This window comes from Vibrio sp. Evd11 (assembly GCF_900382755.1).
Taxonomy (GTDB): Bacteria; Pseudomonadota; Gammaproteobacteria; order Enterobacterales; family Vibrionaceae; genus Vibrio; species Vibrio lentus.
Map to the genome: position 1 here is coordinate 1 of NZ_OSDX01000098.1, position 12,279 is coordinate 12,279.

Sequence of the window (12,279 nt, forward strand, 5' to 3'; positions counted from 1 at the left end):
AGCTGATCAGATCGTAGGTTTTAGGTTTAGTTCCAATGAATTACGCAACAAAGCCATAGAAATACTTCCTATCACATCACGAGGCCGCAGATTACCTATGTATCAGGTGTCTCTTTGTTATGAAATCCCAACTAATTTGATTGGGGTCGCCAACGGAGAGGTTTTTCGGCTTGTAAGTACATCTTATTCATTTGCGAGGGTTTAAGGTGAAATCGATAAAGAAAAACCGAGGTGTCGCCGGTGTTTTGTTCGTTGGTCTATTACCTATGATGGTTATTTTCATGGCCTTTTCGATGCAGATGTCTCAACAAATGCTAGCACACACGAGGTTATTGGAAGCCGCAGAAGTCGCTAGCTTGGCTCTTATCGCGAGTCCTAAAGAGGATGAAGAAAAGAACGTAAAGTATGCTCGCTATTTGGTCGATAGATACGTTGTTGATAACACGGATGATGTTGATGTTGCGGTGTACACCAGTAAGTGTGAGTACAAAGATGGTTGCGTTCAAGCCAGTGGTGAACTTGCTCCGTTTAGTGACTTTGTGGTGAGTGCTACCGCTAAATATACATCTTGGATCGCGTACGAAGAGATGAACTTAAAACCGGAATTTTCGGTGAGTGGGCGAGCAGTCACGCGTAAGTATCTGCCTCAGCCTGTTGATGTTTACTTTATCGGTGATTTTAGTGGTTCTATGGGTTACTCGTGGAAGAACGGCAAAATGAAGCTCGATGTCGTTAAAGAGACCATTAAACGAGTCGTCGATGATATTGAAGAGTTTAACACGGAAGAAAAAAGCCGAGTTGCCTTGCTCGGGTACAACCCGCTTCATGTTAAAAAAATAGACAAGATTGTACGAGTTAACGCCTATGGCTATCGTGCTTCATGGCGAAAGAAATACGTTTATGACTACGCTCGGAACTCTCCTGCGACAACGGTTAGACGAATGTTTGATAAACCAACCTTGTATAATGAGATCATCGAACCATCGTATGGAATGAGTCGATATGAAGTAGAGAGACTTTATAAGCGAAACAATGATTTTGATGATGACTACAAGTTTTATGATATTCCACTGACTGAAGACTATGACAACTTTCGAGCTCAGTTGATGAGCGCTCAGTTGAAAGCTGGTGGAGGCACCTCTTCTTGGAACGGGATCATTGCAGCGGCACAAGAAGCCAATAAGGCGACCAACCTTAATCCTGAACAAGTGTTTATTGTATTATCTGATGGTAGAGACAACGACGAGACTTATTTACAGAAATTGGTGGATCAGGGGTTATGTAAAAAGCTGCGATCAACCATTTCAGCGAAACAAAATCGCTTCCAAAGTAATGCGCCAACTGAAGCTGAGAAAACGAAAGTCACGATGGGCGTCATTGGTATTAATTATAAAGTGGCAGAAACCGATGGCTTTGGAGATTGCTTTGGTAAGAAGAACATCTATCACGCTAAAGATGGCGAAGATGTATACAAGTACATTTTGAATTTGATTAATGAAGAAACCGGAAAACTAAAGGATTAACATGAGATACCTAGTGATTTTATCTACGATGCTAATGTCTCCATTGGGCTATGCAAACTGCTTGGGTGATGTTGGCGAATACGTCACTTCGAAAATGTTGATGTCTTCTCATACTGTTACGACACAAGTGACTGGGAAGTTGGTAGAGCTAAATGAGAAACCTCAAAATGAGGTGATCAATAGAGAGAGTGAAGTGATTCAAATCGGAGCTCAAGATGATGTGTGTTTCTATGATAAAGCGACGCAATCCCTGGTGCTTAATTACCCAACGAATGTGTACCAATTGGATGAAAGCCACAAGCAAGTATTAGGTCAGTACCTTAGCTTAGTGAGTGATAAGTCCAAGATTTATATAGAGGGTCACGCAGATAGTGTAGGCAGTAAAAGCTACAACAAAGCCCTGTCATCTCGCCGTGCCGGACAAGTGGCGAGCTACTTGAAGAAAGATCTTCACCAAGGAAGTCGCATCGTTGAATATGCGTATGGCGAAAGCGCACCCATTTGTAAGGTTGTGGACAACAAGGCAACAGGTTGCAATCGACGAGTTGTGATAACAGTTAAGTCGTAATGGGTTTTGTTTTCATTGTCTGTGTTTTTATTTTTTGGGCCGCGATGTTAAGCGGTGTATAAAGGAAAGGGAGCCTGTTTAGGCTCCCTTTTTTGATTCATCGCGTTATTCGTGAGCTGGGAGAGATCAACTGGCAGCTATGCCGTTGGTTCTGGTAGCTCTATTGTCTCAACTTGAGTTGGTGTTAGATACTCGCATAGTTCATCGTAAGGTATAGGGCGAGAGAAGTAATAGCCTTGCATTAAGTCACATCCACATGCCTTTAGAATCGCGAAGTGCTCGTTCGATTCTACGCCTTCTGCTAATACCACCATGCCGAAGTTTTTGCCGATTGCGATGATGTTTTGCACCATAGTGAGTGACTGCTGGTCTACAGCGATGTTTTCAATGAAACTCTTCTCAATCTTAAGCTCATCAATAGGAAGTGCTTTCAACATGCTCAATGAGGAATAGCCGGTGCCGAAGTCATCTAAAGATATTTTGATATTCTTTTCGTGTAAGGCTTCGAAAATAGGCTTCACTATGTCTACGTCTTCAATGAACAAGCTTTCGGTAATCTCAAGCGTTAAGCAACTTGGAGAGAACTGATACTTCTCAAGCGTTGCGAATAAGTGTTCTGAGAACGACTTATGTGAAAATTGACGTACGGATATATTGATCGAAAGACCGATTTCTTGTTCTGTCGTTCGGTGTAAATGGGCGATTTGCATAATGCTGGACTCGATAATAAAGGTACCGAGTTTTTGCATCAAACCAGTGCTCTCCGCGACCGGTATAAACACATCGGGTGGAACAAACCCTAGCTCGTCATCAATCCAACGAACCAGTGCTTCGACGCCATGAGTACTCTCGTCAGTGCGAACCAAAGGCTGGAAAGCCATGAATAGTGTTTGTTTCTCAATAGCAATACGTAGCCTTTGTTCTACTTTCATTTTGTAGAGGTGAGCGTCTTGCATGGCTGTGGTGAAAATACTGTACGAGTTTTGCTGCTGCTTCGCTTTATACATAGAAATATCGGCGGAGCGGAGCAGGCTATCGAGATCTTTTCCGTGTTCAGGGAAACGCGCAATACCGATGCTACAACCCAACAAGAACTGAGAATCTTCGACCTCATAAGGTTGGGAAAGAACTTCGATAAGGCGTTCCGCCAGTCGTTTAATCTCGGTCTCACTCGTCATCGGCGTTAAAAACAAAAACTCATCACTAGACTCGCGCACTAATAAGCTGAGTCGAGAGCGGAATCGTATCAAACGCAATGCGATCTGTTTGAGCACCTTGTCACCGAAGTCGTGTCCGTGGGTATCATTGACACATTTAAAGTTATCGATATCAATAAACAACAGCGAGAACTGCTCTGATTCATCTTCAATCCATTTGCCAATATTTTTACGCATGTACAAGCGATTTGGCAGAGAGGTTAATGGATCATGGTTAGCCTGATAAATGAGTTGGCTACGAGTGCGCTGTTCATTCTTGGCAATCGACTTAACCAAAAAGTAGAAACCAAATTGAAGAAAAATAAGGGCAACGAAAAGAATGCTGAACTCTTGTATAAATATACTATCGACGTGAGTCAGATCCGTACGTCCAATCACCCATAATTTGTAGTTTGGGATGTATTTTGCGCTTAATAGCGCGTGATAATTGCCGTCATCGACGACAAAGGAGTAGGTTGAATCTTCATTTTTAGCGTTATGAACACTTAAGCCAGTTTGTTGAAAAAAATTTTCAACGGACAGTTTTATGGTGCTATCGCTGATAGGTTTTAAGTACGAATCTAAATTGTTGATGTCGCTAGAGTGAAACTGTCGATAGCGGTCTTCTCTGACCAAACTTAACGTATTGTAGCTACCAGCATGTGCATTATTTTCAAATACGATTGTGCTATCTAAGCGCAAGCCAGCAGTCATAACGGCATCAACTTTAGTACCATCAATGGAAATGGATTTTCTCAGAGGGATAACGAGGCTGTTCAGAGAGTCTTGAAAGTAAGTGCGTCCCAAAACCATTTTGTCACTAGATATGGCTTCTAGAAATGAGTCTCTAGTGTATGGGTATTGGAGTAAGTTTCGCTGATCAGACAGTTGCATGTTGGAACTGATGGCGAGATAGTCCCCTTGGGGATTGAGTAGCCCAAAAGCTGCAATCGCAGGGTGAGTATCTAGCAGTTTATCCAGTATTGGTCGAATTTGAATGGAGGCAGTACGAGTGAAGTCAGACTGCTGGGCGAGTTGGTGCCCAACCACTTCAAGCAGTGCTTCTTGACTAGTCAAGAGCGAGCTTACAGAGCTAGAAAAAAGCTCGACTTGGATATGTTGTTGTTGGGTGAAGTCATCTCTGTTGGCTTGCCATTTAGTTACGCCCAACGCGGCGAAAAGTATCAGGGTCAGTAGTACGATCAACGCGTACAGCGACCAGATATTTTTCTTAAATAGAGCCATGAGATGCCTTTTGTTGGTTACTACTTTTAACAGAGTGCAAGTGACAAACTATTGGGTCGTCAGCGTGATTCATGCAACTAAAGATACAAACATCAATGATGACAGTATCAATGATTAAATAGTGTAACGACTACGAGCAGAGATTCTTGAGTGAAATATTATTATTCATCACATTGATAACGATTTACCCAAGATTAATCACGGTTTATGGTCAATAAATCGCTATAGATTAAAAAGCAACCGAGTAAATCCAGATTTGTTTTCAAACGACGTAGCATTACCGCAAAGCAAAGAGCTTACTGTGTGAGACGTTAAGTCATTACTACGAGTAAGCTCTTTATGCATGCGCAGTATATTCTAACAGTGGCATTAAGCGAAGTTGAATTACTTTTTAGTCACAGCGATGGGTAATTTCTCGTTAGCGCCCCATTCAGTCCATGAGCCATCATAAACGCCCATTTCACCTGAACATCCGGCCAGTTTAGCGGCCAATAAAATGATGCAAGCCGTCACACCAGAACCACAGCTAAAGAACATAGGTTGAGAAGGCGTTAATTCTAACGTGGAAAAAATTTCAACAAGCTCTTCTTGAGGCTTTAACTTACCGTTCTCGAGTACTAGGGCAAACGGTAGGCAAATCGAATTCGGTATATGGCCACTGCGCAAGCCTTCACGTGGTTCAGGAACTTCTGAATCGAAACGAGCTTGTGAACGTGCATCCAGAATGTTTGCACTTTTTTCATCGGAGTAGTTTTGGATTTGCTGAGCATTTACAAAGTGGTTTTCTTGGATTTGACCTTCAAAGTTGCCCGCTTTTACTTCGGTTCGATAGTCAGTCTCTGTCGCGTAACCGGCTTTTATCCAAGCTGGTAAACCGCCATCTAAGATGTATACGTTGTTGTGTCCCATCGCCATAAACATCCACCAAGCACGAGGCGAAGCAAAGGTTCCAGAGTTATCGTAAACCACAACAGTACTGTCTTGATTGATACCAATTTCGCGAGCACGAGTGTTGAAGTGTTTTTCGGAAGGAAACATGTGAGGAAGCAAGGTGTGCTTGTTGCAAAAATCCTTGTCGTAATCAAAACGAATCGCATTAGGTATCATTTGTCCTTTGATCTTTTCTGACTCACTTGGGATCTGAAATTCGATACTGGCGTCGAGGATTACAATGTTGTCTTCTTGTAGCAAACGTTGTTGAAGTTGTTCTGGTGAAATGAGTGGCTGAGTCATTCTTCTTATATCCATTCTTGTTGTGATATCGACGACTAAGGCGCTGTTCTACAGTGGATGAACTGATAGCTGCTTTGTCCGGTTATTTGATTGTTTAATGTATCAAGCGCGACCACAGAATCAATAGGGCAGTCTGTTGTTGGTGGAATGGAAACGCGAAATATTTCGTTGTTTTGAGTTTCAACCGTGAGGTAGCGCCTATGTCCGTCTAGGGATTGAGTGAGCGTGTTAGAAATCACTTTGGCTTGAATACGTTGCCCTGTCTCTGAGGTTAAAGGGAAGTAGGTGAGAGCCAACAGTACGCCCGCACCACACATTAAGATAAATAGACCTATTTTTAACTGTTTCATGAGAGTAAGTCTTTGAAGGTTATCTTGAAAAGATAAGTCAGATTGGAAGTAAAGTGAATGTAATCAATCAGAAAGTTTGAGTGACTCCCTATCCCAGCGTGATCAAAAAGTGAGCATTGCTGCTCACTTTGTATTGATACCGAATCAGTTTTTCATCTGTTGACGACCAAACTGTCTCCGCCGATTACCAAACTATCTGAGAATCACTACTCGATACCACTTGTTGTAATGGCGGTTGACCGTCATAAAACCAAATTTCGACCAACAGTGTTTCGTGATTGACTGGAGCCGTAAAGTTAGACGCGAATACCCCATTATTTAACGAGCCTGCAATCACTTTACTCGAATAGTCCGGTTTAAAGGTCGAGTCATCCCTTGTGCTGAAACGGCTATAAACCGTGACAAAGGAGCGAGCCGTTGAAATGCTGCTGATGTCGATGTCGAGATCGAAATTTTCTACTGAGTCATAGTCAAATTCATCAGGCACAACTAAGTCATCCATCGTATAGCTTTGCGCAGTTACTGCGCTTGCCGGAGTTGTAGCTGGTGCCGAAGAACCACCGCCGCCGCCACCTCCTCCACACCCAACCAATATCAGTGGAGTGACAGCGAGAATAACAGTCAACGATTTCTTCATGTTCCAAGTTCTGTGTGCAGACATACCATCTTCCTTAGCTAGGTTGTGACTCGAATCAACGCAATGAGTTTCTCGATGTAGTTTATTGTGAATAGTCATAACGTCTCCCCTTAAGGTTCGTAGCGTTGATTGTCTGCTGGTGATTGGTGCCATGTCTGGTTCGTGTCTCCACCGGACTCCGCGTATTGTTTGAACTCAGGGTAAGCGGTAACAATATCCACATACTCTAGCGGCCATTCCCATTCATCGGTTGACGTAATGATCAGTGCCCAAGGGTGGTTCTCTGCTGTTTTGAAATATTTACCTGTTGATGGATTACTGTCATCGACACCTAATCTAGCCTCAAAGAGATTAGCGGTATCAAATGCCTCGGTTGGAGCTTGGTCTGGTAAGTGCACCTCCCAGCTGCGGCCTGGATGTAGAGGTAGGTTTTCACCATGATAATACCCAGGCGTTGCGAAGATGAACGGGTCGTAAGGCATGTCAGTCCAACTGTCAGTACTCACTCCATCGCCAGCTAACGTAATCCCGATTTGGAAAGCGAATTGCTCATCTTCTTTACAAGAGCTGATGGTGCGGTAGAAGGTACAACTAGTACTGATTTTCTCTGTAAGGTCGTTAGCAATAACAAAGATTGCCTCGCTACGTCCTTGCTCCAAGTCTAAATCAGTGAACACACCATTGTGCTTCATGTAAGAGCTTCCGCTACTCACTAAGCTTGGGTCTAGATTAGGAAGTCGAACCGCAAAACCATTTCTGTACGAAGCACCTACTGCAGCAAGACGTCCATCGATGGTGGATTTAACCACTTTTCCGTCTTTTAAGATCTCGGTGATGCGATACATAATCACAGCATCATTCATGTCGTAATCAGCTTTATAAGGCCAGTTATCTTCATACGCCAAGGTTGCGTAACCAGAAGCACTTGGGAAGTAACGGGCTGTAGCGCCGTCGTTAAGAACATCAACTTGAATATCAACTACCTCACCAGATGTCGAACCACCAAAGTAGCTCAGGTTGGTTTGTTGGCTGAATCTAAATCGAGCCCATGTAGTACCGGTAAGTGCGTTGATATCAACATTAAGGAACAGATCGTTTTCACCGGCATCTAACAGGTAATCTGTAAACACTTGTTCGTTAGCGCCATCGAAGCTGCCATCTTGGTTCCAGTCTATCCACGCAGAAAGGTAACCGGTTGTTGAAGCTTCAATCACCACTTTTGAATCAAGCCCGGCTTCAAGCGCCGTAACAAAACCGATACCACCGTTTGCCCACTCGTCATCAATGCCAACACTTTCATCTGATTGAGGTGTGACATAACCATCTAAATCCGCATCTGGAGGCGTTGTACCTAACCATGTGATGCCATCGAGTTCATGTCGAGGGCCATTGCTCGCCAGTAACGTTAGGTAGCTGTCTGGAGCATCACCGAAGTCGATGTTGGAATCTTCATCCACAACTGGCGCATTCGCACAACGAGCGCCATCATTTTGATTAGAAGAAGGGCCGTTCGATACAAATTCAACGGCTGGAACAATTCCCGCTGCGATATTGGTCGCGTTGTCGGGAGACAGATTGATTCGGTAGATTTTCCCATCTTGATTTCGAGATACGTAGTAATAGCCGTTTACATCAAAATAACCTGCTCCGAATGTACCTAACTCACCAGTATCACCGATGTAAGTTTCGGCACCGGTTGTAGGATTGAAGCTGTATAAGCCTCCGGAGTTATTATCGATACCATATAAAGAACCATCACTTGGGTGGAAAGCGAAATCAGTCAGTTTTACGGTTGCCGGGCTACCAGCTATTTTGTTAACTGTAACAGTCGCGTTTGGGTCGGCGTCTAACGGCGATAGATCAACGGTGAACAAGCCTTTTCCTGTACTGTAAAGGTAATACACATGGTCATAGACGTCGCCGACATAGAAAGTGTGATCGGTTGGTAATCCACTGGTATTGATCACTTCTGCTTGGAAATCCTGTCCAAGGCGCACCAAGCGTTTGTTGGTAGTGTCATAGCCATAAATATATTTGTCTTGAAAGTCGAAACCAACACCATTGATATTGGCGTTCATGCCCGTATCGTCTTCTAACAGGGTGGTTGAGCCTGTCACTAGGTTCACGCCCCAAACTTGTACGGGTGTCGATTGGAATAGGTAAGCCTGGCTCGGACAGGTATCGAATGGCGCTGCGTTGGCGACCAATGGCGCACTTAATAGCAAACTTAACGTTGTAATTCTCATATCTACATCCTTGTGATGGAAGGTATAGATACTTTTACAAGTTACGTGCTATTTTTAACTCGTTGATTTTTAAATTTTATATTTTAAAGTTTTGGTTTTTTTATTGTATTCTCAAAATGAGAACTCAAATGAAACTAATCTCTCATAGAGTATTTCAAATTGATAAAGCGATTTGAGGAACTGACGTTGAGCTCTAAAAAAGCCCTGACTTTTAGTCAAGGCTTAGGTTGTCGATTAGAGGGGATAGGATTTAGTCTATCCACACACCGAGCAATTAGGCATCTTCATTAAATTCATCTCACGCCAGCTGTGCGACATGGCATCGAGAATCAAAAGCTTACCTTGCTTTGGTTGCCCGAATTTAGCAATCACCTTAATCGCTTCTAGAGCTTGCGCCGCGCCTACCATGCCAACTACCGGTGCCATTACACCCGCTTCAACACAGCTTAGTGCAGCGTTGCCGAATAGAGCACTCAAGCACTCATAACACGGTGCGTCGGCGTCTTGATAAGTGAACACGCTAATTTGACCTTCCATTCGAATCGCAGCACCAGAGACTAATGGTGTTTTCGATGCGTAGGATAAGCGGTTCAACTGATTGCGCGTTTCAACATTGTCACTGGCATCAAGAACTAACGAGTGCGCTTCAATTAACTTTGCAAGCGCTTGATCATCAAGCCTATGATCGACAGTTTCAATCGTTAGATGAGGGTTCAATACCTCCAGAGACTCAGCAGCAGATACCACCTTCTTCTTGCCAATATCAGCATCGGTGTGAAGAACTTGTCGTTGTAAGTTTGAAAGCTCGACAATATCATCGTCGATCAGTGTTAGCTTACCAATGCCCGCAGTCGCAAGGTATTGAGCAGAGGCACAACCTAAGCCTCCAGCCCCTAATACTAAGATTGAGCTCTGCTTTAGCGCTTCTTGGCCTTCAAAATCAAACTGCTTAAGGATGATTTGGCGGTTGTAGCGAAGCATCTCTGTGTCAGACAGTATTTCCATCAGTAAGCCTCGTTAGTAAAGCGTCGAGTTAAACAGTTGGATCTGAACCGTTTCACCAACTTCAACACGGCCGCGTTCGCGCTCTAGTACCACAAAGCAGTTTGCTAAACTCATTGAGCGGAAAGCGCCAGAGCTTTGGTTACCTGTTGTTTCTACGACAAACTGACCGTTTTCAATCGAATAGATGCCACGCTGGTAATCAGTACGGCCTGGACCTTTTTTGAATGCAGACTTGGTGATAGCAGGAATAGATTCTGGCGCTGTCCACGCGGTATGACCCGCAAGCTTAGCCAGCATAGGTTGAACCAGTACGTACATCGTCATCATCGCTGATACTGGGTTACCCGGTAGGCCACAGAACCACGCGTTATCCAACTCACCAAATGCGAATGGTTTACCGGGTTTGATTGCAAGTTTCCAAAAACCGATTTGCCCAAGCTCTTCAAGAATGTCTTTAGTGTAATCCGCTTCGCCAACACTTACGCCGCCAGAAGTTACAACCACGTCTGCTATTTGCTGTGCTTTCTCGAACGTCTCTTTAAGCGTTGCAGGGCAATCAGGAATAATGCCTAGATCAATCGCTTCACAACCGAATGCTTCGATCAGCGGTTTAATGCCATAGCGGTTGCTGTCGTAGATCTGACCGTCTTCAAGAGGTTGGCCTAATGGTTTTAGTTCATCGCCAGTAGAGAAGAACGCGACTTTAGGTTTGTGCAGCACAGTTACGTGGCTCACACCCAGTGAAGCAATCATTGGAATATCACGAGGTGTTAAACGTTCACCGCGGCTAAGAACGATATCACCTTGTTTGATGTCATCACCGGTAGGGCGAATGTTATTGTTCAGCTTGATGTCGTCTTGTTGAATCTCAACACCAGCGTCAGTTTCTACCGTATTTTCTTGCATGATAACGGCGTCACAACCTTCAGGGATCTTTGCGCCAGTCATAATGCGAATACAGCTGTTGCTTGGCCATTCGCCTTCGAACGGTTGGCCTGCAAAAGATTTGCCTGCCAATGGTAGTACTTTACCGTTCTCTAGGTCTGCTAAGCGCAGTGCATAGCCGTCCATTGCTGAGTTATCAAAAGGAGGTACGAAAATAGGGGAAAGAATATCTTCAGCAAGGACATAACCTAATGCTTCAGCAAGAGGCAGAGATAAAGTCGTTTGGATTGGTTTGATTGGTGATAGCAGCTTATCTAGTGCTTCTTCAATTGGCATTAAGCCGGGAGCGTCGCAACAGCCCATAATTGAAATCCTTTGGTCGTTATTATTTTGATTTGGTGGTTGGCAGCAGTGATTCAATAATGATCAAATTAACACTATTTGCCAACCAAATTGCAGCCACTTTAGCATAGTTTAACCCCCGTAAATAATGACCTCCCTTAAAATATGGGTGTATTTATTCAAAATTACGAGTATCCTTGTTTGCCATCCAGAAGGGGCAATAAAAGAGGAAGTTCAATGTCAGGTCTTAGCGAATCAGCGAAGTTGGTAAAAGATGCGCTAGCAAGCCGCGGATTAGAGACACCAATGCGTCCTAATCAGGTTAGCCGAGAAGAGAAAAAGGAACGAATCGAACACCATATGCGTGAGATTCTAACTCTCCTTGAACTTGATCTTGCAGATGACAGTCTGGAAGAAACACCACAACGTATTGCGAAAATGTATGTGGATGAGATTTTCTCTGGTTTGGATTACGCCAATTTCCCTAAAATCACCGTGATCGAAAACAAGATGGGTGTTCGTGAGATGGTACGAGTAAAAGACATTACCGTAACCAGCACATGCGAACATCACTTAGTAACCATTGATGGTAAAACCGCAGTGGCTTACATTCCGCAAGGTAAGATCATTGGTCTTTCGAAGATAAACCGAATTGTTCGTTTCTTTGCTCAACGTCCTCAAGTTCAAGAACGCATGACGCAGCAAATTCTTGTTGCATTACAAACGCTACTAGAAACGGATGATGTTGCTGTAACTATGGATGCTGTTCACTACTGCGTGAAATCGCGTGGTGTGATGGATGCGACTAGTGAAACGACAACAACAGCACTGGGTGGTATTTTTAGATCAAACCCAGCAACGCGCCATGAGTTCTTACACGGCCTGCGTTAATTCGCTGTATTATAGGATGAACGCAATTTAGCCTCTGTAAATTGAAGTTCGTTGAAAATATTCTAAGCCTCGCTTTATGCGGGGCTTTTTTGTACTTGTAATTAATACCAATTCAAGTAAAAATATGATCTAATTGAGACCATCGAACTCTTGCAGAA

At 43.7% G+C, this 12,279-nt stretch carries 10 protein-coding genes and 1 pseudogene; 4 read left to right on the forward strand and 7 right to left on the reverse strand.

All coding sequences use genetic code 11. The annotated features are described in order from the left end of the window. The 3 genes and pseudogenes from ED652_RS24070 to ED652_RS22815 form a co-directional block, all read left to right on the forward strand. A pseudogene (locus ED652_RS24070) lies at positions 1 to 205 on the forward strand (hypothetical protein); the annotation flags it as partial. 1 nt (position 206) lies between these two features. Next, on the forward strand, positions 207 to 1,523 hold the full coding sequence (locus tag ED652_RS22810) for a VWA domain-containing protein (protein WP_122056265.1): 1,317 nt from the start codon (positions 207 to 209) through the stop codon (positions 1,521 to 1,523). A 1-nt stretch (position 1,524) separates the two neighbouring features. Then, a complete protein-coding gene (locus tag ED652_RS22815; protein WP_122056266.1) occupies positions 1,525 to 2,091 on the forward strand; it encodes an OmpA family protein in 567 nt (188 codons plus the stop codon). 137 nt (positions 2,092 to 2,228) lie between these two features. Here ED652_RS22815 and ED652_RS22820 read toward each other — a convergent pair whose 3' ends face one another. The 7 genes from ED652_RS22820 to moeA all read right to left on the reverse strand — a co-directional run bounded on the left by ED652_RS22820 (position 2,229) and on the right by moeA (position 11,251). Continuing rightward, positions 2,229 to 4,532, reverse strand: coding sequence for a bifunctional diguanylate cyclase/phosphodiesterase (locus ED652_RS22820; protein WP_122056267.1), 2,304 nt, complete (start codon positions 4,530 to 4,532; stop codon positions 2,229 to 2,231). A gap of 384 nt (positions 4,533 to 4,916) precedes the next feature. After that, a complete protein-coding gene (locus ED652_RS22825) occupies positions 4,917 to 5,765 on the reverse strand; it encodes a sulfurtransferase (protein WP_122056268.1) in 849 nt (282 codons plus the stop codon). 35 nt (positions 5,766 to 5,800) lie between these two features. After that, entirely contained in the window at positions 5,801 to 6,115 is a 315-nt protein-coding gene (locus tag ED652_RS22830; protein ID WP_102291355.1) for a hypothetical protein, read from the reverse strand. A 184-nt stretch (positions 6,116 to 6,299) separates the two neighbouring features. Beyond that, positions 6,300 to 6,851: a hypothetical protein gene (locus ED652_RS22835; RefSeq protein ID WP_122056269.1), complete on the reverse strand. Its 552-nt coding sequence runs from the start codon at positions 6,849 to 6,851 to the stop codon at positions 6,300 to 6,302. An 11-nt stretch (positions 6,852 to 6,862) separates the two neighbouring features. Further along, positions 6,863 to 8,998, reverse strand: a complete 2,136-nt coding sequence (locus ED652_RS22840) for an LruC domain-containing protein (protein WP_122056270.1) — start codon at positions 8,996 to 8,998, stop codon at positions 6,863 to 6,865. A gap of 255 nt (positions 8,999 to 9,253) precedes the next feature. Next, positions 9,254 to 10,003 carry a molybdopterin-synthase adenylyltransferase MoeB gene (gene moeB, locus ED652_RS22845; RefSeq protein WP_122056271.1) on the reverse strand — a complete coding sequence of 250 codons (750 nt, stop codon included), beginning with the start codon at positions 10,001 to 10,003 and terminating at the stop codon, positions 9,254 to 9,256. Positions 10,004 to 10,015: 12 nt separating this feature from the next. After that, complete coding sequence (moeA, locus tag ED652_RS22850) at positions 10,016 to 11,251, reverse strand: molybdopterin molybdotransferase MoeA (protein ID WP_122056272.1); 1,236 nt, start codon at positions 11,249 to 11,251, stop codon at positions 10,016 to 10,018. A gap of 216 nt (positions 11,252 to 11,467) precedes the next feature. Here moeA and folE point away from each other — a divergent pair, with 216 nt between their 5' ends. Further along, on the forward strand, positions 11,468 to 12,121 hold the full coding sequence (gene folE, locus ED652_RS22855; protein ID WP_004731548.1) for a GTP cyclohydrolase I FolE: 654 nt from the start codon (positions 11,468 to 11,470) through the stop codon (positions 12,119 to 12,121). Positions 12,122 to 12,279: the final 158 nt, after the last annotated feature.

Excerpts from the sequence above, each read along its gene's own strand:
- ED652_RS22815 (WP_122056266.1), top strand. The coding sequence starts at position 1,525 with ATGAGATACCTAGTGATTTTATCTACGATGCTAATGTCTCCATTGGGC.
- ED652_RS22820 (WP_122056267.1), bottom strand. The coding sequence starts at position 4,532 with ATGGCTCTATTTAAGAAAAATATCTGGTCGCTGTACGCGTTGATCGTA.
- ED652_RS22825 (WP_122056268.1), bottom strand. The coding sequence starts at position 5,765 with ATGACTCAGCCACTCATTTCACCAGAACAACTTCAACAACGTTTGCTA.
- ED652_RS22830 (WP_102291355.1), bottom strand. The coding sequence starts at position 6,115 with ATGAAACAGTTAAAAATAGGTCTATTTATCTTAATGTGTGGTGCGGGC.
- ED652_RS22835 (WP_122056269.1), bottom strand. The coding sequence starts at position 6,851 with ATGACTATTCACAATAAACTACATCGAGAAACTCATTGCGTTGATTCG.
- ED652_RS22840 (WP_122056270.1), bottom strand. The coding sequence starts at position 8,998 with ATGAGAATTACAACGTTAAGTTTGCTATTAAGTGCGCCATTGGTCGCC.
- moeB (WP_122056271.1), bottom strand. The coding sequence starts at position 10,003 with ATGGAAATACTGTCTGACACAGAGATGCTTCGCTACAACCGCCAAATC.
- moeA (WP_122056272.1), bottom strand. The coding sequence starts at position 11,251 with ATGGGCTGTTGCGACGCTCCCGGCTTAATGCCAATTGAAGAAGCACTA.
- folE (WP_004731548.1), top strand. The coding sequence starts at position 11,468 with ATGTCAGGTCTTAGCGAATCAGCGAAGTTGGTAAAAGATGCGCTAGCA.